General features: G+C 65.5%; 24 protein-coding genes. 11 read left to right on the top strand and 13 right to left on the bottom strand.

Annotated elements, in window-relative coordinates:
- Positions 1 to 49 precede the first annotated feature (49 nt).
- From P5703_RS07765 to P5703_RS07735, 7 genes are all read right to left on the bottom strand, one after another.
- Complete coding sequence (locus tag P5703_RS07765) at positions 50 to 1,012, bottom strand: glucokinase (RefSeq protein WP_019406092.1); 963 nt, start codon at positions 1,010 to 1,012, stop codon at positions 50 to 52.
- Positions 1,009 to 2,838, bottom strand: a complete 1,830-nt coding sequence (gene edd / locus P5703_RS07760) for a phosphogluconate dehydratase (RefSeq protein WP_068506711.1) — start codon at positions 2,836 to 2,838, stop codon at positions 1,009 to 1,011. Before edd ends, P5703_RS07765 begins: the two co-directional genes overlap by 4 nt.
- 172 nt (positions 2,839 to 3,010) lie before the next feature.
- Positions 3,011 to 3,778, bottom strand: coding sequence for an SMC-Scp complex subunit ScpB (scpB, locus tag P5703_RS07755; protein ID WP_013983056.1), 768 nt, complete (start codon positions 3,776 to 3,778; stop codon positions 3,011 to 3,013).
- Positions 3,779 to 3,797: 19 nt separating this feature from the next.
- On the bottom strand, positions 3,798 to 4,616 hold the full coding sequence (locus P5703_RS07750; protein WP_013983057.1) for a segregation and condensation protein A: 819 nt from the start codon (positions 4,614 to 4,616) through the stop codon (positions 3,798 to 3,800).
- Between the two features lie 27 nt (positions 4,617 to 4,643).
- Positions 4,644 to 5,849 (bottom strand): tryptophan--tRNA ligase, encoded by a 1,206-nt coding sequence (locus P5703_RS07745; protein ID WP_170934300.1) that lies wholly within the window; start codon positions 5,847 to 5,849, stop codon positions 4,644 to 4,646.
- 208 nt (positions 5,850 to 6,057) lie between these two features.
- Entirely contained in the window at positions 6,058 to 6,681 is a 624-nt protein-coding gene (locus tag P5703_RS07740) for an L-threonylcarbamoyladenylate synthase (protein ID WP_011913563.1), read from the bottom strand.
- Between the two features lie 13 nt (positions 6,682 to 6,694).
- The gene (locus tag P5703_RS07735) at positions 6,695 to 7,561 is read right to left on the bottom strand and encodes a PHP domain-containing protein (protein WP_013983060.1); all 867 of its coding nucleotides are present in this window, start codon (positions 7,559 to 7,561) and stop codon (positions 6,695 to 6,697) included.
- 343 nt (positions 7,562 to 7,904) lie between these two features.
- On the opposite strand from P5703_RS07735, the gene P5703_RS07730 reads away from it, so the two are divergent.
- The 5 genes from P5703_RS07730 to P5703_RS07710 all read left to right on the top strand — a co-directional run bounded on the left by P5703_RS07730 (position 7,905) and on the right by P5703_RS07710 (position 11,366).
- Positions 7,905 to 8,204: a YciI family protein gene (locus P5703_RS07730; protein ID WP_003294265.1), complete on the top strand. Its 300-nt coding sequence runs from the start codon at positions 7,905 to 7,907 to the stop codon at positions 8,202 to 8,204.
- 73 nt (positions 8,205 to 8,277) lie between these two features.
- Positions 8,278 to 8,655: a hypothetical protein gene (locus tag P5703_RS07725; protein ID WP_017245229.1), complete on the top strand. Its 378-nt coding sequence runs from the start codon at positions 8,278 to 8,280 to the stop codon at positions 8,653 to 8,655.
- A 13-nt stretch (positions 8,656 to 8,668) separates the two neighbouring features.
- Positions 8,669 to 9,346, top strand: a complete 678-nt coding sequence (locus tag P5703_RS07720; RefSeq protein ID WP_011913566.1) for a response regulator transcription factor — start codon at positions 8,669 to 8,671, stop codon at positions 9,344 to 9,346.
- 157 nt (positions 9,347 to 9,503) lie between these two features.
- Positions 9,504 to 9,917, top strand: a complete 414-nt coding sequence (locus tag P5703_RS07715) for a Spy/CpxP family protein refolding chaperone (RefSeq protein ID WP_049325816.1) — start codon at positions 9,504 to 9,506, stop codon at positions 9,915 to 9,917.
- Positions 9,918 to 10,007: 90 nt separating this feature from the next.
- On the top strand, positions 10,008 to 11,366 hold the full coding sequence (locus P5703_RS07710; protein ID WP_068506704.1) for a sensor histidine kinase: 1,359 nt from the start codon (positions 10,008 to 10,010) through the stop codon (positions 11,364 to 11,366).
- On the opposite strand, the gene P5703_RS07705 is transcribed toward P5703_RS07710, so the two are convergent.
- Together P5703_RS07705 and P5703_RS07700 are read right to left on the bottom strand one after the other, a co-directional pair.
- On the bottom strand, positions 11,360 to 11,923 hold the full coding sequence (locus P5703_RS07705) for an NAD(P)H nitroreductase (RefSeq protein WP_014596986.1): 564 nt from the start codon (positions 11,921 to 11,923) through the stop codon (positions 11,360 to 11,362). The two genes, P5703_RS07710 and P5703_RS07705, sit on opposite strands and share 7 nt — an antisense overlap.
- Before the next feature lie 91 nt (positions 11,924 to 12,014).
- On the bottom strand, positions 12,015 to 12,386 hold the full coding sequence (locus P5703_RS07700) for a YkgJ family cysteine cluster protein (RefSeq protein ID WP_011913570.1): 372 nt from the start codon (positions 12,384 to 12,386) through the stop codon (positions 12,015 to 12,017).
- A 189-nt stretch (positions 12,387 to 12,575) separates the two neighbouring features.
- Here P5703_RS07700 and P5703_RS07695 point away from each other — a divergent pair, with 189 nt between their 5' ends.
- Positions 12,576 to 14,027: a TrkH family potassium uptake protein gene (locus P5703_RS07695; RefSeq protein ID WP_014596988.1), complete on the top strand. Its 1,452-nt coding sequence runs from the start codon at positions 12,576 to 12,578 to the stop codon at positions 14,025 to 14,027.
- Here P5703_RS07695 and P5703_RS07690 read toward each other — a convergent pair whose 3' ends face one another.
- A complete protein-coding gene (locus P5703_RS07690) occupies positions 14,028 to 14,960 on the bottom strand; it encodes a DUF808 domain-containing protein (protein ID WP_013983069.1) in 933 nt (310 codons plus the stop codon).
- 66 nt (positions 14,961 to 15,026) lie between these two features.
- Positions 15,027 to 16,040, bottom strand: a complete 1,014-nt coding sequence (locus P5703_RS07685) for an AraC family transcriptional regulator (protein WP_048328891.1) — start codon at positions 16,038 to 16,040, stop codon at positions 15,027 to 15,029.
- Between the two features lie 120 nt (positions 16,041 to 16,160).
- On the opposite strand from P5703_RS07685, the gene P5703_RS07680 reads away from it, so the two are divergent.
- From P5703_RS07680 to P5703_RS07665, 4 genes are all read left to right on the top strand, one after another.
- Positions 16,161 to 16,478 (top strand): Mpo1-like protein, encoded by a 318-nt coding sequence (locus P5703_RS07680; RefSeq protein WP_020307891.1) that lies wholly within the window; start codon positions 16,161 to 16,163, stop codon positions 16,476 to 16,478.
- Between the two features lie 260 nt (positions 16,479 to 16,738).
- Complete coding sequence (locus P5703_RS07675) at positions 16,739 to 18,127, top strand: adenylate/guanylate cyclase domain-containing protein (RefSeq protein WP_125865499.1); 1,389 nt, start codon at positions 16,739 to 16,741, stop codon at positions 18,125 to 18,127.
- Positions 18,128 to 18,198: 71 nt separating this feature from the next.
- Positions 18,199 to 18,957: an AraC family transcriptional regulator gene (locus P5703_RS07670; protein WP_019406104.1), complete on the top strand. Its 759-nt coding sequence runs from the start codon at positions 18,199 to 18,201 to the stop codon at positions 18,955 to 18,957.
- 123 nt (positions 18,958 to 19,080) lie between these two features.
- Positions 19,081 to 19,956, top strand: coding sequence for a DMT family transporter (locus P5703_RS07665; protein WP_013983072.1), 876 nt, complete (start codon positions 19,081 to 19,083; stop codon positions 19,954 to 19,956).
- Between the two features lie 24 nt (positions 19,957 to 19,980).
- Here the strand turns inward: P5703_RS07665 and P5703_RS07660 are convergent, their stop codons facing one another.
- Positions 19,981 to 20,262 (bottom strand): Rdx family protein, encoded by a 282-nt coding sequence (locus tag P5703_RS07660; protein ID WP_011913578.1) that lies wholly within the window; start codon positions 20,260 to 20,262, stop codon positions 19,981 to 19,983.
- A 71-nt stretch (positions 20,263 to 20,333) separates the two neighbouring features.
- On the opposite strand from P5703_RS07660, the gene P5703_RS07655 reads away from it, so the two are divergent.
- A complete protein-coding gene (locus tag P5703_RS07655; RefSeq protein WP_256068838.1) occupies positions 20,334 to 22,520 on the top strand; it encodes a patatin-like phospholipase family protein in 2,187 nt (728 codons plus the stop codon).
- Here the strand turns inward: P5703_RS07655 and P5703_RS07650 are convergent.
- The gene (locus P5703_RS07650) at positions 22,517 to 22,948 is read right to left on the bottom strand and encodes a MarR family transcriptional regulator (protein WP_013983076.1); all 432 of its coding nucleotides are present in this window, start codon (positions 22,946 to 22,948) and stop codon (positions 22,517 to 22,519) included. The two genes, P5703_RS07655 and P5703_RS07650, sit on opposite strands and share 4 nt — an antisense overlap.
- Positions 22,949 to 23,129 lie beyond the last annotated feature (181 nt).

The raw sequence follows: 23,129 nt of genomic DNA, 5'->3' as shown, positions 1-23,129 counted from the left end.
CCTTTTCTTGTTGTTATCCGATCGCCCGTCGCCTTTCCCTGCCAGCCGCCTAGACGCCCTCCAGCAGCGATTGCAACGCCACGCCGGCGCCTTCCAGGCCCGGATAAGGCGCGGTCACCAGCCATACCGGCAGGCGATCGAAATAGCCACTCATTTGGCCCTTCTCGCACAGGGCCTCGCAAAAGCCGCTGTGCATGAAGAACTCGGCGAAGCGCGGCACCACGCCGCCGACGATATATACCCCGCCGCGTGCACCGAGCGTCAGCACGTTGTCGCCGACGATGCGCCCCAGCCAGCGGCAGAACTGCTCCAGCACGGCGACGGCGTACGGCTCGCCAGCCAGCGCGGCCTTGGTGATCCCAGCTGGAGAGTCGTGTTCGGCCGCTCGGCCATCCAGCGCGCAACAGGCACGATAGAGCGTCAGCAAACCCGGCCCGCTGAGCACGGCTTCGGCATTCACGTGGCCCTGTGCGCGGTGCAGTTGCGTCCAGATCGCCGCCTCGCGCTCGCTGCCGATCGGCAGACAGATATGCCCGCCCTCGCCCGGCAACGCGCGCCAGCCGCCGCCGACCAGCGGCAGCAGCCCGGCGACCCCCAACCCGGTGCCGGGGCCTATGACCAGACGCGGCCGGCCGGGTTCAGGCTCGCCCTCGCGGACCGTGACGCGCTCGTCATCGCGCAGCCGGGTCATACCCAGGGCCATGGCGGTGAAGTCGTTGATCAGCAGCAGATCCTTAAGGCCCAGTTCGCGGCAGAACGCCTGTCGGCTCAGCTGCCAGTGGTTGTTGGTGAAGCGGAAGTGATCGCCGCTCACCGGCCCGGCACAGGCCAGGCATACTGCTTCCAGCGCATCCAGCGGCTGGCCCACTTCGTCGAGGTAGGCGCGGATTGCCAGCTCCGGACGCGCATGGTCTGCCGTGGGCAGCACGCGAATCTGCTCGATCCGCTGATCGCGCCACAGCGCGAAGCGTGCATTGGTACCACCGATGTCGCCAACCAGCGCTGTCTTCACTTGAGCGCCTCCAGACTCTCGGTGAACGCGCTGGCGCCCTGCTCCGCCGTGCTGAAGGACGCGCGCATGAAGGCGAACAGCTCGCGACCGCAACCGATACCCATGTCTTCCGGGCGGATGGCCGGCTGGCGCGTCGCCCATTCGGCCGGGTCGACCAGCGCCCGCAGCGCGCCGGTCTCGCCATCGACGCGGATGATGTCGCCATCACGGACCAGCGCCAGCGGCCCACCGTCCAGCGCCTCCGGGCAGACATGGATGGCCGCCGGCACCTTGCCGGAGGCGCCGGACATGCGCCCGTCGGTAACCAGCGCCACCTTGTAGCCGCGGTCCTGCAGCACGCCAAGGAAGGGCGTGAGCTTGTGCAACTCCGGCATGCCATTGGCCTTCGGCCCCTGGAAACGCACCACGGCGATGAAATCGCGCTCCAGCTCGCCGGCCTTGAAAGCGGCTGCCAGCTCGCTCTGGTCGATGAACACCCGTGCCGGCGCCTCGACCACACGATGCTCCGGCGCCACGGCCGAGATCTTGGTCACGCCGCGTCCCAGGTTGCCTTCCAGCACACGCAGGCCGCCCTCCGGCGAGAAGGGCCGCTCTGCCGGGCGCAGGATGGTTTCGTCCAGGCTCTGAGCGGGCCCATCGCGCCAGACCAGCTTGTCACCGTCGAGGAACGGCTCCTGGATATAGCGGCGCAGGCCCTTGCCGACCACCGTGTGCACATCCTCATGCAGCAAGCCGGCGTCGAGCAGCGTGCGCACCATGAAGGGCACGCCGCCGCAGGCATGGAAATGGTTCACATCGGCCTGACCGTTGGGGTAGACCTTGGCCAGGGTCGGCACCACCTCGGAAAGGTCGGCCATGTCCTGCCAGGTCAGCTGGATGCCGGCGGCGCGGGCGAATGCCGGAATATGCAGGGTGTGGTTGGTCGAACCGCCGGTGGCGTTGAGCGCGACCACCGAGTTGACGATGGACTTCTCGTCGACCACCTGGCACAGCGGCGTGTAATTGCCCGCCTGATGGGTCAGGCGGGTGACCTGCTGCGCGGCTTCGCGGGTCAGCGCATCGCGCAGCGGCGTGTAAGGATTTACGAACGAGGAGCCCGGCAGGTGCAGGCCCATGATCTCCATCACCACCTGATTGGTGTTGGCGGTGCCGTAGAAGGTGCAGGTGCCCGGGCTGTGGTAGGACTTCATTTCCGATTCCAGCAGCTCCTCGCGGCTCGCCTTGCCTTCGGCGTAGCGCTGGCGCACCGCGGCCTTTTCCTTGTTGGGGATGCCCGATGGCATCGGCCCACCCGGTACGAAGATCGTCGGCAGATGGCCGAAGCGCAGCGCACCGATCATCAGCCCGGGGACGATCTTGTCGCAGATGCCGAGCATCAGCGCGGCGTCGAACATGTTGTGCGACAGCGCCACCGCGGTGCTCATGGCGATCACTTCGCGACTGGCCAGGCTCATCTCCATGCCCGCCTCGCCCTGGGTAACGCCGTCGCACATTGCCGGCACGCCGCCGGCGAACTGGCCGACCGAACCAATTTCGCGCAGCGCCTGGCGGATCATCTCCGGAAAATGCTCGTAGGGCTGATGCGCCGAAAGCATATCGTTGTATGCCGACACGATCGCGACGTTCGCCGCGTTCATCAGGCGCAGGCTCTGCTTGTCCTGAGTGGAATTGCAGCCAGCGACGCCATGGGCGAAGTTGGCGCATTGCAGCCCGCCTCGTTGAGGGCCCTCGCTGGCAGCGGCGGCCATCATCGCGAGGTAACGCTCACGCGTCTTGCGGCTGCGCTCGACCAGGCGCTCGGTGACTTCCAGAACTCGCGGGTGCATGCGTCTCTCCTGCTGCGGAATTTTGTTCTTCGACAACCATAAACCATCCGGAGTCGGTTGGCGTTCGGACAGGACGCAAGGCCAATGGTTGCGCACGACATGCAGCTGCAGAGCTATGCCCCTAGCGGCCGGCTGCAGCGAGGCCGCCGGCGCCCCGGCGACATGCCTGGGCTCAGGGGGTCGATTGCTCCTCGTCGGAGTCGATATCCGCGGCTTGCGCTTCGAGCAGGTCGTCGAAGTCGGTCTTGAGCCCCTGTTCCATGCCATCGAGTTCAGCCAGCAGGCTACGGAAGCTGGTCTGCTCGCGCGCGGGCGCCTGCGGCTCGTCCAACGTCTCGTCGGCGCGGGCCTGCAGGGCGACCGGCACGGCCGCATCGTCGTCGAGCAACGGGCGCAGCTCGGGCTCCATTTCCCGCAGCACGGCCAGCGGCGGCAGTTCGTCGAGGTTCTTCAGATTGAAATGGTCGAGGAATTGTCGGGTGGTGGCGAACATCGCCGGGCGCCCCGGCACGTCACGATGACCGACCACGCGAATCCACTCGCGCTCCTGCAACGTCTTGACGATCTGGCTGTTGACCGCAACGCCGCGAATGTCCTCGATCTCGCCGCGGGTGATGGGCTGGCGGTAGGCGATCAGCGCCAGGGTTTCCAGCAGCGCCCGGGAATAACGCTGCGGACGCTCCTCCCAGAGCCGCCCGACCCAGGGCGAGAAGCGCTGGCGCACCTGCAGACGATAACCGCTGGCCACCTCCTTGAGTTCGAAGGCGCGCCCCTTGCAGGACTTGTCCAGGACTTCGAGGGCCTTCTTCAGCTGCGCCGACGAGGGTCGTTCATGCTCCTCGAACAGCTCGCCGAGGCGCTCCAGGGAGAGCGGCTTGCCGGACGCGAGCAGAAAGGCTTCGAGCAGCGAAGCGAGATCCTTGGGATCGGACAGGTCCACGGTTGACTCCTGCAAATAGCTATTCGGTTCGACTGCGCACATGGATAGGCGCGAAGGGCTCGTTCTGCACCAGCTCGACCAGCGATTCCTTGATCAGCTCGAGTACGGCCATGAAGGTCACCACCACGCCAAGGCGCCCTTCTTCCACATGGAACAGCGCCACGAACGGGACGAAACCGCCCCCCTTCAGACGCTCGAGCACCTCACTCATCCGCTCGCGGGTCGACAGCGCCTCGCGGGTCACCTGGTGGCTCTCGAACATGTCGGCACGGCGCAGCACCTCGGCCATGGATACCAGCAGTTCCTCCAGGCTGACATCCGGCAGCAGCTTGCGCGCCCTGGCATCCGGGGCGTCGAGGCGTGGCACCTGCAGGTCGCGACCGACCCGCGGCAGCTCGTCCAGATCCTCGGCGGCGGCCTTGAAGCGCTCGTACTCCTGCAGCCGGCGGATCAGCTCGGCGCGCGGGTCGTCTTCCTCCTCGGCGGCTTCGGCCGAGCGCGGCAACAGCATGCGCGACTTGATCTCGGCAAGCATGGCGGCCATCACCAGGTACTCGGCGGCCAGTTCCAGACGCACCGACTTCATCAGCTCGACGTAGCCCATGTACTGGCGGGTGATTTCCGCCACCGGGATGTCGAGGATGTCGATGTTCTGCTTGCGGATCAGATAGAGCAGCAGGTCCAGCGGGCCTTCGAACGCTTCGAGAAAGACTTCCAGCGCATCCGGCGGTATGTACAGGTCCAGCGGCAGCTCGGTAACCGCCTCGCCATAGACCAGCGCCAGGCGCAGCTGCTCGCCGGGCTGAGTCGATTCGTGGCTCTGGGGTTCGGTCTGCATGGTCTTCCTCGAAGCTGCGCGGGCGCGTCAGCGGTAATTCAGGCCCATCGCCTGACGCACGTCGATCAGCGTCTCACGGGCTTCGTCGCGGGCGCGCTCGGCTCCCTCGGCCAGGATGCTGCGTACCAGATCGGGGTTCTGCTCGTAATCCAGCGCGCGTTCCTGCAGCGGCGCAAGATCGGCCTTGATCGAATCGATCAGCGGTGCCTTGCATTCCAGGCAGCCGATGCCGGCGCTGCGACAACCCTGCTCGGCCCACTGGCACACTGCCTCCTCGGAATGCGCTAGATGCATCTGCCACACCGGGCAGCGCGTCGGCTCGCCGGGGTCGCTGCGGTGCACGCGCGCAGGGTCGGTGGGCATGCGGCGGATCTTCTCCTCGATCTCGGTCGGCGTATCCCGCAGATAGATGGCGTTGCTGTTGGACTTGGCCATCTTGCCGCCGTCGAGCCCGGACAGCTTAGGCGCCTCGCCGAGCAGCGCCTGCGGCTCGGGCAACAGCAGCTTGCCGCAGCCCTCCAGGTAGCCGTACAGCCGCTCCTGGTCGCCGATGGTGATGGTCTGCTGCTCCTTGATCACCGCGCGCGCGGTATTCAGCGCCTCGACGTCGCCCTGCTCCTGATAGCTCTTGCGCAGGCTGACATAGAGCCTGGAGGTTTTCTTGCCGAGCTTGCGGATCGCCGCCTCCGCCTTGCTCTCGAAGTCGTCCTCACGGCCGTAGAGGTGATTGAAGCGGCGCGCCACGTCGCGGGCGAATTCGATATGCGGCAGCTGGTCGGCCCCGACCGGCACCAGTCCGGCGCGGTACAGCAGAATGTCCGCCGCCTGCAGCAGCGGATAGCCAAGAAAGCCGTAGGTGTCGAGGTTCTTGTCCTGCAGGTTCTGCTGCAGTTCCTTGTACGACGGCACCCGCTCCAGCCAGCCCAACGGACAGATCATCGACAGCAAGAGGTGCAGCTCGGCGTGTTCGGGCACCTGCGACTGGATGAACAGCGTGGCCGAGCTCGGGCTGACCCCGGCGGCCAGCCAGTCCACCGCCATGCTCATGACGTTCTGCGAGATTTCGCCGGAACTCTCGTAGTCGGTGGTCAGCGCATGCCAGTCGACAATGCAGAAAAAGCATTCGTACTCGTGCTGCAGCCTGACCCAGTTCTTCAATACGCCGTGGTAGTGGCCAAGGTGCAGTCGGCCGCTGGGGCGCATACCGGAAACCACACGCCGCTGTGAATCCATGGAGCTCAAAAGTGTGTCCTTGCTTAATTGGCCTGTTTGGTAGGTTCAGTTGGTCAAGTCTGGCGCCCGTAGCCCATCGCGGCACCTTGCCATAGCCGGCCATGACTCGTCGCAGCGCCTGGTCTCGGAGACATGTTCATCGAACCTGCCTCAATCCACTCACCGCCCAGGCCAGATAATGTTGTACCGGCATACATGCCATTCAGGCTCAGGCCATGAAGGGTTCGGGATCGCCGCAGCCGACCCGCACCACCTCCGGCTGATCATCGACCAGGCTGACCACGGTCGAGGCCTCGAGGCCACCGTACCCGCCATCGATGATCAGGTCCACCTGGTGCTCCAGAGCGTCGCGCATCTCGTACGGATCGCTCATCGGCAGGTCTTCGCCCGGCAGGATCAGGCTGACACTCATCAGCGGCTCGCCGAGCTCTTCCAGCAACGCCTGGGCGATCGGCAATGCCGGTACGCGCAGCCCGATGGTGCGACGTTTGGGATGCAGCAGCATGCGCGGCACTTCGCGCGTCGCCGTGAGAATGATCGTGTAGGGACCGGGCAGATGCGCCTTGAGCAGGCGGAAGGCGGCGGTGTCGACCTTGGCGAACAGGCCCAGCTGCGACAGGTCGCGGCAGGCCAGGGTGAAGTTGTGCTTGTCGTCGAGCTGACGCAGCCGGCGGATGCGCTCGATGCCGGCCTTGTTGCCCATCGAGCAGCCGATGGCATAACTGGAATCGGTGGGATACACCACCACCCCGCCCTTGCGGATGATCTCCACGGCCTGCTTGATCAGGCGCGGTTGCGGGTTGTCCGGATGGATCTGAAAGAACTGGCTCATGGGAACTCCCTGTTCAGCTGGCAGCAGGTAGGCGGCGCTCATGGTCGAAATGTCTCCAGAGTGGTGACAGATCCTCCGGCAGGTTGCGATACAGCCCCAGCTCCGACCAGTCGCCCGGTGCGTGGAAGTCGCTGCCCACGGTGGCCATCAGGCCGAACTCGCGCGCCAGGATCGACAGACCGCCAACCTGCTCCAGCGGCTGCATGCCGTTGACCACCTCAAGCGCATGGCCGCCCGCCGCGACGAAATCGACGACGAGGCGACGGCGCTTGCTGCGGGTGAAATCGTACTGCCATGGATGCGCCAGGCTGATCCAGGCACCCGCCTCGCGCAAGGTCCGAACCGTCTGCTCGAGGCTCGGCCAGTGCTGCTTCACGTCACCGAGCTTGCCGGAGCCGAGCCACTTGCGAAAGGCCTCGGCACGATCGCGGACATGGCCGGCACGCACGAGAAACTCCGCAAAATGGGGACGGGCCGGCGCGTTGCCGCTGTCGCCCAGTTCCTGCTGGATCGCCCGTGCACCCTCCAGCGCGCCAGGCATGCCCTTGGCCTCGAGCCGCTGGGCGATTTGTTCGGCCCGCCGCCAGCGCCCTTCGTGCAGCTGCGCGATCGCCTGCTGCAACGCTGGCGCATCGGCGGAGAAGGCATAACCCAGTACATGAATGGTAGCCCCGTTCCACAGGCACGAGAGTTCGATGCCGTTTACCAGCTGCACCCCCAGCGCCAACGCAGCCGCCCGAGCCTCGGCGAGGCCATCGACGGTGTCGTGGTCGGTGAGCGCCAGCAGCTGGACCCCGCGCCCATGGGCACGCTCCACCAGCTTGGTTGGCGCCAGCACGCCATCGGAGGCAGTGCTGTGGCAATGCAGATCGACGATCATCAGGTAACGCACTCCAGTGAGGTGCCGGCACTTCGCGAAAAACTGTCCGACAAGCCCGGTTCAGCAAGACAGCGCGGGCGAACGGCCGGCTAGTCTAACGCCGCGCCGGGGCTTTGGCTTGCACCAGCGGCACCCGGCGCCGCGAAACCTTCTGCTTCGACCGCCGATCACGCTTGCCGTGCGATGCATCCTTGATCCAGGCAGTTTCCCGCCAGGCGCCGTTTGCTATGATGCCGCGCTGCTGGCCTGTGGGCGTCGACGCCCTGGCTGGCACACGCCAGCCCCACCCGGCGTGGATGCAATACTTTTTTTACGCCGCAACCCACGCGAACGAGGAACGACCATGCTGTACGCCGTTATCGCCACCGACGCACCGAATTCCCTGCAGGACCGCCTCGCCACCCGCCCGGCCCACCTGGCGCGCCTGGAGCAGCTCAAGAACGAAGGTCGCCTGGTGCTCGCCGGCCCGCATCCTGCCATCGACAGCAACGACCCGGGCGAAGCCGGTTTCAGCGGTAGCCTGGTGGTCGCCGAGTTCGATTCGCTGGAAGCTGCGCAACAGTGGGCCGATGCCGATCCGTACAAGGCCGCCGGCGTTTACGTGAATGTGGTGGTCAAGCCCTTCAAGAAAGTGCTGCCCTGAGCCGACACAGCGGGGATAGCGAATCCGCCCGGCTGCTGGTCTTCCACGGCCTCGTAAGGAAATAGGAGTTCCGATGCGTCAACGACCGCTTTCCCTGCTGCTTGCCCTGACCCTGCTGGCCCCTGCGCTGCAGGCTGAAGAAACATCAAGCATACCGACCCTGCCGGTTGACGAAGCCAGCGAAGCCGCACCGATCGAAGCGCAGCAGACCGCCACCGAGCCCCACGCGGCACGCCTGGCCAGCGATACCACCGAAGCCCTGCTGCTGCGTCTGCGCGAGGAAAACCGCCGGCTGCGCATGCAGTTGCAAGCCGAGCAGTCGAAGGTTCTGCCGGCGCTGCTGAACGAGCAGCAGCAATGGTTCGCGGTGGGCGGAGCCGTTGGCGTCACCAGCTTCTTACTGGGCCTGCTGGTGACGCGCGGCCGGCGTCGGCGCCAGTGGCTCAATTGAGTAACAGGCAAACATGAGCGAATTGCTGCTTATCGATGATGATCAGGAGCTGTGCGAGCTGCTGATCAGCTGGCTCGCACAGGAAGGCTTCGTCGCCCATGCCTGCCATGACGGGCAGAGCGCGAAGCAGGCGTTGGCGCAGTATCAGCCCGCCGCGGTAGTACTGGATGTGATGCTGCCGGACGGCAGCGGCCTTGAACTGCTCAAGCAGCTGCGCAGCGAACATCCGGACCTGCCGGTGTTGATGCTGTCCGGCCGTGGCGAACCGCTGGACCGCATTCTCGGCCTCGAACTCGGTGCCGACGACTATCTGGCCAAGCCCTGCGACCCGCGCGAACTGACCGCGCGTTTGCGAGCTGTGCTGCGCCGCAGCCAACCGGCAGCCGCGCCCAGCCAGCTCGAACTCGGCGACCTCAGCTACAGCCCCGCCCGCGGCGTTGCCAGTGTCGGCGGGCATGACGTCAGCCTGACGCTGTCCGAAGGCCGCATCCTTGAGGCCCTGCTGGCCCAGGCCGGCGAGCCGATCGACAAGCAGGCCCTGGCCCAGCACGCCCTGGGTCGCAAGCTCACGCTCTACGACCGCAGCCTGGACATGCATGTCAGCAACCTGCGCCGCAAACTGGGCCCGCACGCCGACGGCAGCCCGCGGATCGTCGCCCTGCGCAGCCGTGGCTATCTCTATTCGGCCTGATCGCGCCCGGCTGATCGTCTTTACCGAGGCTTTACCCAGGGCTGACCGCCCTTGACCTTGCGCTGCTTAGACTGAACTCATCCGGTCACCGACCAGCCGCCAGCTTCTTCAATGCCGCGGCGGCACGACCGGTTTCCCTACATAGGAGAGTTTCATCATGCGCAAATCACTTGTAGCCCTACTGTTCGCAGCCGCCCTGCCGACCCTCGCCTTTGCCATGCCCGGTGGCATGCACGACGGCCCCCATGGCGGCAAAAGAGCCCCCCACATGTTCCAGGAGCTGGACCTGACAAAGGAACAGCAGCGCGAAATGCGCAAGCTCATGGGTGAACAGATGAAGCAGCGCCAGGCGATCACCCAGCGCTACCTCGACAAGTTGCCCGAAGCCGAGCGCCAGGCCATGCAGAAGGATCTGGACGCCAGTCGCGAAAAGACTCACCAGAGCATGCGCGCCCTGCTCAAGCCGGAACAGCAGAAAGCCTTCGATGAAGGCCTGAAGAAAATGGAAGAAAAGCGCGCCGAACGCGCCGAATTCCTCAAGTGGAAGGCCGAGCGGGATCAGAAGAACTGATCCGGCGGTCCATCTGATACCCCGCCCGGCAGCGTCCGCCCGTCATGTGATGGGCGAAGCGTGCCGGGCTTTTTGCCGTGGAGAGACCCGGTGCGATCACTGTTCTGGCGCATACTCGCAACCTTCTGGCTGGCCATTGCCCTGGTCGCCGGCCTGGCGATGCTGCTCGGCCATGCACTGAACCAGGATGCCTGGATTCTCGGTCGGCATCCCGCCTTGCAGGGCCTGGCCGAGACCTGGACCGAAGTCTATGAGCGCCAGGGCCCGCTGGCCGCTCAGCGGCTGCTCGAACAGCACCGCCATCGTGCACGGGTCGATGTACAGGTCCTGGCGGAAAACGGCCAGCCGATCATCCGCGGTACCTTCCCCGCCCGCGCTGCCGCCTTCGAGGCGCGCCATCAGGATCGCGAGCGCCCACTGCCCTGGCGACGCCTGACCGCCGACTACACCAGCCCGACCACCGGCGAAACCTACCTGTTCATCTACCGTATTCCGCATCCCGAACTGCAGGCCTGGCACCGCGGCAGCCTCGCCTGGCCGCTGAGTGCGCTGGGCATCGCTCTGGTGGTGCTGACCGGCTTCAGCCTGCTGCTGACGCTCTCCATCACCCGACCGCTGGACCGCCTGCGCCGTGCCGTGCACGACCTCGGCCAGACGACTTATCAGCAGCAGTCGCTGGCGCGCCTGGCGACCCGCCGCGACGAACTCGGCGTGCTGGCCAGCGACTTCAATCGCATGGGTGCGCGCTTGCAGGCACTGATCGGCAGCCAGCGACAGTTGCTGCGCGACGTGTCCCACGAATTGCGCTCGCCGCTGGCGCGACTGCGCATTGCCCTGGGCCTGGCCGAGCGCGCCACGCCCAGCGAACGGGAGGTGATCTGGCCACGGCTGGCCAAGGAATGCGACCGCCTGGAGGCGTTGATCAGCGAGATTCTGGAACTCTCGCGGCTGGATGCCGAGCCCGGCGCGGCAATCGACGTCGATCTGCCCGATATGTTCGAACAGCTGAAGGACAACGCCCGTATCGTCGCCCCCACGCAACGTATCGACAGTCGCGTCGAACCCGGCATCCGCTACACGGGCTGGCCGGATATGCTCGAGCGTGCGCTGGACAATCTGCTGCGCAATGCCCTGCGCTTCAATCCAGAAGGGGTGCCGGTGGAGCTGCGCGCCCAGCACGACGGCCAGGACTTGGTGATCAGCGTTCGCGACCATGGCCCCGGCGTGGCCGACGAGCACCTGCCCCAGCTCAGCGAGCCTTTCTTCCGGGCCCCGGGCCAGACCGCGGCCGGGCATGGCCTGGGGCTGGCCATCGCCCGACGCGCCGCCGAGCGCCACGGCGGCCAGCTGCAACTGGCCAATCACCCCGACGGCGGCTTCGTCGCCCGCCTGCGTCTGCCGCTGGCCGGCCCGGCGAGCAGAACCTCAGACGATCTGGCGTCTCACTGAGCGTTCCACCGCTGGACGAAGTCCTTGGGCTCCAGAACCGGCGCGCTGCGTACGCGCCCTTCCGGCGTACCCATATAGAGAAAGCCCAGCAGGCGCTCCTGCTCGGTCAACCCGAGGCCCTCGAGCACCCGCGGATCGTAGGAAAACTCCCCGGTGCGCCACACCGCTCCGATGCCCTGGGCATGCGCCGCGAGCAGCAGCCCATGAGCCGCGCAGCCGGCAGCCAGCAGCTGCTCGCCCTCGGGCACCTTCGGATGCGGCTTCACGCTGGCGATCACCAGTACCAGCATCGGTGCGCGCAGTGGCATGTTGCGTGCCTTCTGCAGCGCCTCCTCGGCGGCACCGGCATCCCGCTCACGCAGGGCCGCGGCGAACAGCTCGCCAAGCTTGTGGCGGGCATCGCCTTCGATGATGAGGAAGCGCCACGGGTGTAGCTGACCATGATCCGGAGCGCGCAGCCCGGCACGGAACATCAGGTCGAGTTGATCGGCAGTGGGGGCCGGCTCGCACAGGCGAGTGACCGAAACGCGATTGAGCAGCAGATCCAGAGCGTCCATCCAATACCTCCTAAGGCGGCCGGACATTCTAGAGGCTGTTGCCGCCTTATCGCGAGTGATGGCTGGCCGACAGCCCAGCCGATGCCCCGGCTCAGGCGACCCGATCCGGCGACAGATGGGGCTGCAGCGGCGGCACCAGCGGCGGCAGGCCATGGGCGGCACGGGCGGCATCGCAGTGCGGGTTGTGCTCGCCATTCTCCCAGGAGGCCTCGAACTCGCGACAGGTGCTCGAACGCTGCTCGTACATGCTGCAGCGCACGCCGCAGCCCACGTCTCCCAGCAGACCGACGCAGCGTGCGGGCTTGCTGTCGGTGCCGAGCATGGCGACATGGAACGGCGACACCTGAACGGTCAGATGGTCCGGCACTGCACCACCCGCCGATACGCATTCGCCAAAATAGAAGGACACACGAAAGTACGCACAGCAGGCGCCGCACGTGAGGCAGGGATTGTCGATGGACATGGCAGGTGAACACCCAGAGACCGGAATGGGCCGGCGCCCGGGCGGCTATTCTATTCATGCCGATGGGCTTGGGAAGGGGCCCGGGCCACGCCGCGAAAACATTTTTCAATGAACCGCCGAGCGGTTTACTGCCACCGCGACGCGAGTAGAATGTCGGCCCCTCTTTCACCCGTGCCGAGCACCTTCTACATGGCCCTGCCGACCCTGCGCATCATCGGTTTCATCCTCGGCATTTTCCTCATCACCCTTGCCGTCAGCATGATCATCCCGATGCTGACACTGCTGGCCTACGAGCGCACCGACGACCTGCAGGCCTTCATCTGGGGCAGCCTGATCACCTTCTCCTGCGGCTTCGCCCTGGTCGCCCCGGGCAAGCCGGCCAATACCCACCTGCGCCCGCGCGACATGTACTTCCTGACGACCATCAGCTGGGTGGTGGTTTGCTGCTTCGCCGCGCTGCCGCTGATGCTGATCCAGCACATCAGCTATTCGGATGCCTTCTTCGAGACCATGTCGGGCATCACCACCACCGGCGCGACGGTGCTCTCGGGCCTGGACAGCGCCTCCCCCGGCCTGCTGATGTGGCGGTCACTGCTGCACTGGCTGGGCGGCATCGGCTTCATCGGCATGGCCATCGCGATCCTGCCGCTGCTGCGCGTCGGCGGCATGCGGCTGTTCCAGACCGAATCCTCGGACTGGTCGGAGAAGGTCATGCCGCGCTCGCACGTGGCCGGGCAGTATCTGCTGGTGATCTACGTGACCTTCACCATCGCGGCCTTCATCGCCTTCCTGCTGACCGGCATGGGCGCCTTCGACGCAATCAACCATGCCATGTCCACCGTCGCCACCGGCGGCTTCTCCACCTCGGACGCCTCGATGGGCAAGTTCGGCCCCTCCGCCCACTGGGTCGCGGTGTTCTTCATGATCGTCGGCAGCCTGCCGTTCACGCTGTACGTGATGACCCTGCGCGGCCACCGCACTGCGCTGTTCAGGGATCAGCAGGTGCGTGGCTTCGTGCTCATGCTGGCCATCACCAGCGTGCTGTTCAGCGGCTGGTACTGGCTGAACAACGATGTACCGGCGCTGGATGCACTGCGCATCGTCACTTTCAGCGTGGTATCGGTGGTCACCACAACCGGCTTCGCGGTGGACGACTACACCCAGTGGGGCGGCTTCGCGGTCATGGCGTTCTTCTACCTGACCTTTATCGGCGGCTGCTCGGGCTCGACCTCAGGCGGCCTGAAGATGTTCCGCTTCCAGGTGGCCTATTCGCTGCTGCGCGCCAACTTCAAGCAGCTGATCCATCCCCGCGCGGTGATCCGTCAGCAGTACAACGGCCACAACCTCGACGAGGAAATCGTCCGTTCGATCCTCACCTTCTCGTTCTTCATCACGATGACCATCGGTGTGCTGGCGCTGTGTCTGGCACTGCTGGGCCTGGACCCGATCACCGCACTGACCGGCGCGGCGACCGCCGTGTGCAACGTCGGCCCCGGGCTGGGCGAGATCATCGGGCCGGCCGGCAACTTCTCCACATTGCCGGACACCGCCAAGTGGCTGCTGTCGATCGGCATGCTGCTCGGCCGCCTGGAAATCATCACCGTGCTGGTGCTACTGACCCCGGCCTTCTGGCGTCACTGATCAAGCCGCGGCGCCGGAGCCGCGCTTGAACAAGCGGCCGCCCAGCGTCACCAGCCCCAGCACGACAGCGCCGACGAGGATGCCGAATGCGGCATCCAGCAGGGTCGGCAGCAACCCGCCCAGTACCGCACCGACGTAAGGCAGCCCAAGTGCTTCGTGGGCGCTGGTCTCGATGAAATGATGCAGTGCGCGGATGCCATGAGTAAGGATGCCGCCGCCCACCATGAACATCGCCGCGGTACCGATGACCGACAGCGATTTCATCAGCCAGGGCGCTACCCGCAGGATGCCCCGCCCCGTTGAACTGGCCAGGCCACTGGCCCGCTTGCTCAAGGCGAGCCCCAGGTCGTCGAGCTTCACGATCGCTGCCACCAGGCCATAGACGCCCACCGTCATCAGAATCGCGATGCCGACCAGGACCGCCACCTGCTGGTTGAACGAAGCCGCCGCTACCGTACCCAGGGTGATCGCGATGATCTCTGCGGAAAGGATGAAGTCGGTGCGCACCGCGCCGGCGATCTTGCGTTTCTCGAACGCCACCATGTCCACCGCTGGGTCGGCCAGCGCTCTCGCCGTCTCGGCATGTTCGCCGTCTTCCTTGTGCAGGAAGCGATGCGCCAGCTTCTCGAATCCCTCGTAGCAGAGAAACGCCCCGCCGAGCATCAGCAGCGGCGTGATTGCCCAAGGGGCGAAGGCGCTGATCAACAATGCCGCCGGCACCAGGATCGCCTTGTTGCGCAGCGACCCTTTGGCCACAGCCCAGACCACTGGCAGCTCGCGGTCAGCCTTCACGCCGGTCACCTGTTGGGCGTTGAGGGCGAGGTCGTCGCCCAGCACCCCGGCGGTTTTCTTCGCCGCGACCTTTGTCATGACCGACACATCGTCGAGCACGGTCGCAATATCATCGATCAGCGCAAGCAGGCTGCTGGCCAATTTCGTTCTCCATCGTGTTGATGTGCAGAGCGCCTTAGCTAAGGCTTCGACTACGGATACAGGTTCCTAGCGCCGCGCGCGAGCGGCCAGGCGGTATTCTCCAGGCGTCACGCCGAACCAGCGCTTGAAGGCCCGATAGAAATTGCTCGGATCGGCGAAGCCGAGCAAGTAGGCAATTTCCAGCGGCGCCAGGTCAGGTTGCGCAAGATACTGCTCTGCCAGGTCGCGTCGCGTGTCGTCCAGCAACTGCTGGAAGCTGCCGCCCTCCTCCTGCAGACGCCTCTGCAGCGTTCTTTCCGACAGGCACAGGGCCTGGGCGACCGCCTCGCGCCGGGGTTCGCCTTGCGGCAACAGACGGCACAGGATCTGTCGCGCACGGTGCATCACCCGGCTGTCGGCGAAGCGCGACAGGTATTCCCCGGCGAAGCGGTCATGCAGTTGCGCCAGCGCCTCGTTGGCGGTCGGCAGCGGCGTGTTCACATCGGCCTCGCGGAACAGCAGGGCATAGCGCGGCGCGCCGAAGCGCAGCGGCGCCTGGAACAGCTGACGATAGGGTTCGAGATCGGCAGGCTGCGGCCCCTGAAAGCAGACCTCCAGCGGCCGCAGCGCCTCTCCGGTCAACCAGCGGCAGAAGGTCAGGCAACCGGCGAGCGAGCCTTCCGCGCTCTGCGGAGCAGGTGGCAGACGGTCGCCCTGAATGGTGAGGCTCAACCGATAGCCCTGGGCGCATGGCTGAAAGTCGAGATCGGCACCCTCGGCGATGATTCGCTGATAGCGCACCAGACGGGCGAAGCCCTCTTTCAGATTCCGACTGGACATCAGCGCGTAGCCCACCACATTCAGCGCCGCAGGTCGTACCTGCCGCGCCATGTTCAGGCCGACTGCCGGGTCGCCGGAAACCGCCACGGCGCGATGCCAGAGCCGGGTCATGTCGTCCTGCGCGAAACGCGCGTCGGGGTCCTGCAGTGCCGCATAGTCCAACCCGAGCTCGGCGAACAGCGCACGGCAATCGAGCCCGGCCGACTCCAGCGCCTGGACGATTCCCTGTGCCCAGCTCGAGGATGTGGTGCGTTCAGTCATGTTGTTGTTCTTCGAATGGTCGGGCGGCTGCGCACAAGGCTACTAAACTGGCCGTGATTGTCACTGACTCGCAAGCTTCGCGCTCACTAAGCTGTCCGCGACAATAACAGGAGGTACGCCATGAGTACGCAAACCGCCGAACGCTTCACCCGCTTTGCCGATTTCTATCCGTTCTACCTGGCCGAGCACAGCAACCCGACCTGTCGCCGTCTGCATTTCGTTGGCAGCCTGCTGGTCCTGGCGATTCTCGGCTACGCCCTGATCACCCAGCAGTGGCTGTGGCTGCTGGCGATGCCTGTGGCCGGTTACGGTTTCGCCTGGGTCGGCCATTTCGTCTTCGAGAAGAATCGTCCCGCGACCTTTCAGTATCCGCTGTACAGCCTTCTCGGCGACTGGGTCATGTTCAAGGACATGCTGACCGGCCGCGTCCGCTTCTGAGTGCGACGCCAGCAGCATATCCGACCAGCGTATGAGCACTTTCGACGCTCTGGTTTGGCGATGCGGCGCGGCTTGGTTATGATCTGTCGGCTGTCGCCCGGACCGGTCATCGCCGAGCTGGCTCCGCGACGGCGAGACTGAAACCCGCGCGATTCGGCCGGAGCCACCATCATCGATGCCTGGCGCCGATCCCGCCCGGTGGCAGTCTGCAAGGCGCATAGAAAAAGGCGTCGATAAATCTACCAGGGATCGTACGCATAATGACTTCCACCAGGGTTGAGCGCCGCAATGGCCTCGCCACTCGCCCGTTGCGCGAGTACTACTCCCGCGTGCTCGCCTATCTGATCTGCTCCGCGACCATTGCCGCCGGTACCTACATCCAGTACTTCTCGATGGACCTGCTGTGGATGGTGCCGTACGCCCTGCTCTATCCGCACCTGGCCTATCACCTGAGCTACCGCTTCAAGCGCGATCATCCGGAACGCACGGCACAGGTCCTGCTCTGCCTGGACGCCATGAATGCCGGTGCCGGCATCCTGTTGCTCGGCTTCTCCATCGTGCCCAGCCTGATGTTCCTGCTGACCCTCAGCTTCAGCGCCCTGGTGAGCGGCAGCCTGCGCAACCTGGCCATGGCGCTGCTCTGCGTGGGCATCGGCATCGGCCTGGCTTACCCCGTGGTGAGTCTGCATTACCAGGGCGTCACCCCGCCGCTGGTCTCGCTGGTCAGCATTCTGTTCACGACATTCTACGTCTGCGCCACCGCCTATTTCGTTCACCAGCAGGGCGTGCGCCTGGCCCTGGCGCGCAAGGAAATCGAACTGGAACAGGCCAAGGCCGCGCGCCTGGCCCGCAACCTGGCCAAGTATCTGTCGCCACAGGTCTGGGAATCGATCTTCACCGGCAAGCGCAGCGTTCGCCTGGAAACCCAGCGCAAGCGACTGACGGTGTTCTTCTCCGACATCAAGGGCTTCACCGAGCTCTCCGAAGAGCTGGAAGCAGAAGCCCTGACCGACCTGCTCAACAACTACCTCAATGAAATGTCGAAGATCGCCCTCAAGTACGGCGGCACCATCGACAAGTTCGTCGGCGACTGCGTGATGGTGTTCTTCGGCGACCCGTCCAGCCAGGGCGCCAAGAAAGACGCGGTGGCGGCCGTTTCCATGGCCATCGCCATGCGCAAGCACATGAAGGTGCTGCGCCAGCAATGGCGCGCGCGGGGCATCACCCGCCCGCTGGAAATCCGCATGGGCGTCAACACAGGCTACTGCACGGTGGGCAACTTCGGTGCCGACACCCGCATGGACTACACCATCATCGGCCGCGAAGTGAACCTGGCCAGCCGCCTGGAAAGCGCGGCCGAGGCCAGCGAGATCCTGGTCTCTCACGAAACCTATTCGCTGGTAAAGGACGTGATCATGTGCCGCGACAAGGGGCAGATCGCGGTCAAGGGTTTCTCCCGTCCGGTACAGATCTACCAGGTGGTGGACTTCCGCCGCGACCTGGGCGCGACCAACAGCTTCGTCGAGCACGAGCTGCCAGGGTTCTCCATGTACCTGGACACCAACGGCGTGCAGAACTTCGACAAGGAGCGGGTAATCCAGGCGCTGCAACAGGCCGCCGAGAAACTCCGCGACAAGGTCATCCTCTGATTTACTGATTGGCGGGCTGGCAGCGTGCGGTTACCGTGTCCGGTCCGCAGAGCCCGCTTTCGAGATCGCCGATGCTATCGCTGCGCAACTACCAGCACGACCTCATTGCCCACAGCCACGACCACCCGCAACTGGTGTTCGGCCTGAGTGGCCAGCTGGAGTTCGAGATCGCCGGACGCGGCAGCCGGATCGGCGAACGCGGCCTGGCAATCGTCCCTGCAGCCGTGCATCACGCCTGTGCCAGTGTGACCGGCAGCCATTGCCTGGTGCTGGATGTGCCGTCCGAAGGCTGGCTGCGCCAGCGCCTGGGCCACCACTGCGAAAGCAGCCTGCGGTTGCTGGACCGCCCGGACACGCTGCGTCTCGGCCCGACCCAGCAGAGCCTGGTGAGCTGGCTGGCGAGCAGCCCGATCAACGATTCGGTGATCGCCGAGCAGGGTGCCGTCCTGCTGCTGGCCAGCCTCAACGGCGTACATGGCGCCGCGTCCGACTCTACCGCGTTGCCGCTGGCCGCCATCGACAGCTTCATTGACCAGCATCTCGCACACCCGCTGCAGGTCGCCGATCTGGCACGCATCGCCGGTCTGTCGGTGGCACGGCTGCACGCGCGCTTTCAAGGCGAGACCGGCTGCACGCCCATGGAGTACGTTCGCCGGCGCCGCCTGCAACAGGGCGAGGCGCTGCTGCACGACACCCGCCTGCCGGTTGGCGAGATCGCCGCGCGCGTCGGTTATGGCTCGCAAAGCGCCTTCACCGTCGCCCTGGTGCGCGCCCGAGGCTGCACGCCGCGCGCGCTGCGGCGAGAGTTGCGCGACAAAATCGATGATTGACGCGACAGACACCCGCTCGCCCGCGGCCTAGCATGGCCACTGATTCGTCAAGGTTCAGCTCGCCATGATCAGCTCGCTTCATATTCGCTGCGTAACGCGCGGCTCACGCCGGTTCCTCACACCATGACGCCGCGCAACGCCCTGCTGGCGATCCATCTCGGCGCGCTGATGTTTGGCCTGTCCGGCGTGCTCGGGAAACTGGCCGAGAGCTCGGCGCTGGTCATCACCTTTGGCCGTGCGCTGTTCGCCGTGCTTGCCCTGCTGTTGGTGGCACAGCTGCTGCGCCCCAGCGGCGCGCTGCCCAGCTGGCGTCAGCGTGCCGGTCTGGCGCTGGGAGGGCTGTTGCTCGGCGCGCATTGGCTGACCTTTTTCATTGCGGTGAAGATCGCCGGTGTCGGCATCGCCACCCTGGGTTTCGCCAGCTTCCCCGCGTTCACCGTCCTGCTCGAAGGCCTGCTGTTCCGCGAGCGCACCCGCGCCGTGGAGTTCGCCATGGTTGGCCTCGTCACCGCGGGCCTGCTGCTGGTCGCACCCACCTTCGATCTCGGCAACGGCCCGACTACCGGACTGCTCTATGGCGTGCTCTCGGGTTTGCTGTTCGCGCTGCTGTCGCTGCTCAATCGCGCCGTCACCCGTGGCCTCGATCCGGTGCGATCGGCGCTGTGGCAGAACCTGGCGATCTTCGCCGGCCTGCTGCCCTTCTGCGGAGCGGCGATCCCGACCATCCCGGCGCAGGACTGGCTCTGGCTCGCCCTGCTGGGAGTGCTCTGCACCGGGCTTGCGCACAGCCTGTTCGTTGCCAGCCTGCGGGTACTGAAAGCGCGAACCACCTCGGTGATCTTCGCTCTGGAGCCCGTCTACGGCATCGCCTTCGCCTGGTGGCTGTTCAACGAGCAGCCAACGCTGCGCATGCTGATCGGTGGCGCCTTGATCATCATCGCGAGCGTGATCACCAGCCGCCTGAAGAGCCCGGCGCCCACGCCCCAGCCAGTGAGCTGAACCTACGCGATCGCCCGGCCCGGTTCAGCGGTCGTTGTGCCCCAGCGACCGCTGCGGGTCGATCCGGTCGCGCACTCGCTGCTTGAGTTCCTTCGCCTCGGGGAAGCCGCCGTCGCGCTTGCGCTCCCAGATCTGCTCGCCGTCGCAGCTGATGTGGAAGGTCCCGCCGGTCGCGGGCACCAGGGACACCCGCCCCAGGTCGTCGGCAAAGGTCGAAAGCAGCTCCTGAGCCAGCCAGGCGGCGCGCAGCAGCCATTGGCACTGGGTGCAATAGGTGATGATAATTTCAGGCTTGGCAGGACTCATGCGCGGCGCCTCCGGCTGGTTGAGTGCCGCCTATAATAGCCGCCTCTCCCGTGCATACCTCTGGTTCGACCATGTTTCGCCTGCTCGCTTTCCTGCTCCTCGTTGTCTGCCTGCCAGCTGCCTTTGCCGAAACGGCCCAACCCAGGACCGGCCTGGTGCTGTCCGGCGGCGCCGCGCGCGGGCTGGCCCATGTCGGGGTGCTGAAAGCCCTGGAGGAACAGGGCGTGCGCATCGACGCCATCGCCGGCACCAGCATGGGCGCAGTGGTCGGCGGGCTCTACGCGGCGGGCTATAGCGTGGCCGAGCTGGAGCGACTGGCGCTCACCCTCGACTGGCAGCAGGTGCTGTCCGACGACCCGCCGCGCCAGGACATTCCCTACCGGCGCAAGCAGGACGACCGCGACTTTCTCATCAAGCAAAAGCTCAGCTTTCGCGACGACGGCAGCCTCGGCCTGCCACTGGGCGTGATCCAAGGCCAGAACCTCGCACTGCTGCTCGAACGCCTGCTGGTGCATGCCAGCGACACCCGCGATTTCGACCAGCTGCCGATTCCGTTCCGCGCCGTGGCCACCGACATCGCCAATGACGAAAAGGTGGTCTTCCGCCGCGGCCACCTGCCCCAGGTGATCCGCGCGAGCATGTCGATCCCCGCGGTGTTCGCGCCGGTGGAGATCGATGACCGGCTGCTCGTCGACGGCGGCATGGTGGACAACATCCCCATGGATGTGGCGCGTGACATGGGCGTCGACCGTTTGATCGTGGTGGATATCGGTACTCCGCTCAAACCGCGCAAGGAGCTGGTGACCGTGGTCGATGTGCTCAACCAGACCACTACCATGATGACCCGGCGTAATTCCGAGGCGCAGCTGGCCACGCTGCAGCCGCAGGACGTGCTGATCCAGCCGCCGCTGGCCGCCTATGGCTCTACCGACTTCGCCCGCGCCGAGCAGTTGGTCGATGCCGGCTATCGTGCGACGCTCGCGCTGCAAGGACGACTGGCCGAAATGCGCACGACGACTGGCGGTAATCCGGCATTGAGCCTCGCGCGCTCCGGCGACCCGCGCACACCGGTCATCACCGCGATCCGGGTGGAAAACGACTCCAAGGTCGGCGATGCGGTGATCCGGCGGCATATCCGCCAGCCGCTGGGCGAGCCGTTGGACCTGGAGCGCCTGCAAAAGGACATGGGCACGCTCTACGGCCTGGATTACTTCGAGCGGGTCGAATATCGCGTCCAGCGCGGAAAACTCGGCAACACCCTGGTCATCAACGCACGCGAGAAGCGCAGCGGCACCGACTACCTGCGCCTGGGGCTGAGCCTTTCCGACGATTTTCAGGGCGACAGCGTGTTCAACCTGGGCGCCAGCTACCGCAAGAACGGCATCAACCAGCTCGGCGCCGAATGGCTGACCCGTCTGCAGCTGGGGGATCGCCAGGAGCTCTATAGCGAGTTCTACCAGCCGCTGGACGCCGGTTCACGCTGGTTCGCCGCACCGAACCTGTTCATCGAGGCGCAGAACGTCGAGGCCATTCTCGACAACGACCCGATCGCCGAATACCGCCTGCAGCGCTACGGCTACGGTCTCAATCTCGGCCGGCAGATCGCCAATAACGGCGAGATCCGCTTCGGTATCGGCCAGGCCTGGGGGGAAGCGGACGTGCGGATCGGCGAGCGCGATCTGCCGGACTTCAGCTTCACCGAAGGCTATTACGAGATGCAGTACTCGTTCGATACGCTGAACAATATCGACTTTCCCCGCGAGGGCGAGGATATACGTCTGACCCTGCGTCAGTACGACCCGAGCCTCAGTTCCGACCAGCGCTATCGACAGTGGAACATCAAGCTGGACAAGGCGCTCAGCCATGGTGCCAACACCTGGGTACTGGGCGGTCTCTACGGTCGCACCCTGGACGACGCCGAGGTGGTCACCTCGAGCTTCCTGCTCGGCGGCGCGCGCCAGCTATCGGGCTTTCGTCAAGACGCGCTGTCGGGGCAGAACGTCAGTCTCGGGCGTGTGGTGTATTACCGCCGGGTGACGCCGCGCGCCTTCCAGCCACTGGACTTTCCGCTCTATCTCGGCGGATCGCTCGAGCGCGGCCGGGCCTGGAACAACGACAACGCCTTCGACAGCGGCTACATCAACGCCGCGAGCATCTTCCTCGGCTACGACACGCCGTTGGGCCCACTGAACTTCGGTTACGGCATCAACGACGAGGACGAGCAGGCGCTTTACATGAATCTGGGACGCAGCTTCTAGCGCTTGTCCAGATTGGCGAGGATGCGCGCGTGCACCTGCTGGCACTTGCGCAGGTCCTCTTCGTCGATCCCGGCAAAGGCCTCCTGGCGGACCTGCGTCGAAATCGCCTCGATTTTCTCGATCAGCGGCAGCGCCGGAGCCCCGAGGGAAATGCGCTTGGCACGGCGATCCTCGGCCGATGCCTTGCGATGTACCAGCCCCTGCGCCTCGAGGCTGTCGAGCAGGCGTGCCAGCGTTGGGCCTTCCACCGCGACGCTTTGCGCCAGCTCGCGCTGGGTGGGTTCGTGATCGAAACGGGCCAGGTGCAGAAGCACCAGCCAGCGTGCTTGAGACAGGCCCAGATCGGCCAGGCGCCGATCCAGTTCCGCGCGCCAGCCACGCGAGAGTTGCGCCAACTGCATGGCGAAGCGATGTTGCTCGGCGTACATGTACGACCATTCCTGCAAAAACTAATTATTAGTGAGCTAACCACAGCTCCGATAACCAGGCAAGACGACCTTCGGTTGCTGATAGGCGTGCCAAAGGCGCAATGATGGCAGAGGGACAGTCGGGCTGGGCTCGAAGGCCGCAGCGCCGGCCGCTGTAGGCGGGCGCTGCGGATGCACCCCG

The organism is Stutzerimonas sp. FeSN7 (assembly GCF_030263795.1).
GTDB classification, from domain to species: domain Bacteria; phylum Pseudomonadota; class Gammaproteobacteria; order Pseudomonadales; family Pseudomonadaceae; genus Stutzerimonas; species Stutzerimonas stutzeri.
Note: the sequence above shows the minus strand (reverse complement) of the source record. Positions and strands in the feature narration are given on the sequence as shown.

Coding starts and splice junctions, on each gene's coding strand:
- P5703_RS07750 (WP_013983057.1), bottom strand. CDS start 4,616: ATGCAGACCGAACCCCAGAGCCACGAATCGACTCAGCCCGGCGAGCAG.
- P5703_RS07670 (WP_019406104.1), top strand. CDS start 18,199: ATGCTATCGCTGCGCAACTACCAGCACGACCTCATTGCCCACAGCCAC.
- P5703_RS07685 (WP_048328891.1), bottom strand. CDS start 16,040: ATGACTGAACGCACCACATCCTCGAGCTGGGCACAGGGAATCGTCCAG.
- P5703_RS07715 (WP_049325816.1), top strand. CDS start 9,504: ATGCGCAAATCACTTGTAGCCCTACTGTTCGCAGCCGCCCTGCCGACC.
- P5703_RS07725 (WP_017245229.1), top strand. CDS start 8,278: ATGCGTCAACGACCGCTTTCCCTGCTGCTTGCCCTGACCCTGCTGGCC.
- P5703_RS07730 (WP_003294265.1), top strand. CDS start 7,905: ATGCTGTACGCCGTTATCGCCACCGACGCACCGAATTCCCTGCAGGAC.
- P5703_RS07705 (WP_014596986.1), bottom strand. CDS start 11,923: ATGGACGCTCTGGATCTGCTGCTCAATCGCGTTTCGGTCACTCGCCTG.
- P5703_RS07740 (WP_011913563.1), bottom strand. CDS start 6,681: ATGAGCCAGTTCTTTCAGATCCATCCGGACAACCCGCAACCGCGCCTG.
- P5703_RS07680 (WP_020307891.1), top strand. CDS start 16,161: ATGAGTACGCAAACCGCCGAACGCTTCACCCGCTTTGCCGATTTCTAT.
- P5703_RS07675 (WP_125865499.1), top strand. CDS start 16,739: ATGACTTCCACCAGGGTTGAGCGCCGCAATGGCCTCGCCACTCGCCCG.
- P5703_RS07745 (WP_170934300.1), bottom strand. CDS start 5,849: ATGGATTCACAGCGGCGTGTGGTTTCCGGTATGCGCCCCAGCGGCCGA.
- P5703_RS07735 (WP_013983060.1), bottom strand. CDS start 7,561: ATGATCGTCGATCTGCATTGCCACAGCACTGCCTCCGATGGCGTGCTG.
- P5703_RS07720 (WP_011913566.1), top strand. CDS start 8,669: ATGAGCGAATTGCTGCTTATCGATGATGATCAGGAGCTGTGCGAGCTG.
- P5703_RS07695 (WP_014596988.1), top strand. CDS start 12,576: ATGGCCCTGCCGACCCTGCGCATCATCGGTTTCATCCTCGGCATTTTC.
- edd (WP_068506711.1), bottom strand. CDS start 2,838: ATGCACCCGCGAGTTCTGGAAGTCACCGAGCGCCTGGTCGAGCGCAGC.
- P5703_RS07655 (WP_256068838.1), top strand. CDS start 20,334: ATGTTTCGCCTGCTCGCTTTCCTGCTCCTCGTTGTCTGCCTGCCAGCT.
- P5703_RS07700 (WP_011913570.1), bottom strand. CDS start 12,386: ATGTCCATCGACAATCCCTGCCTCACGTGCGGCGCCTGCTGTGCGTAC.
- P5703_RS07660 (WP_011913578.1), bottom strand. CDS start 20,262: ATGAGTCCTGCCAAGCCTGAAATTATCATCACCTATTGCACCCAGTGC.
- P5703_RS07650 (WP_013983076.1), bottom strand. CDS start 22,948: ATGTACGCCGAGCAACATCGCTTCGCCATGCAGTTGGCGCAACTCTCG.
- P5703_RS07665 (WP_013983072.1), top strand. CDS start 19,081: ATGACGCCGCGCAACGCCCTGCTGGCGATCCATCTCGGCGCGCTGATG.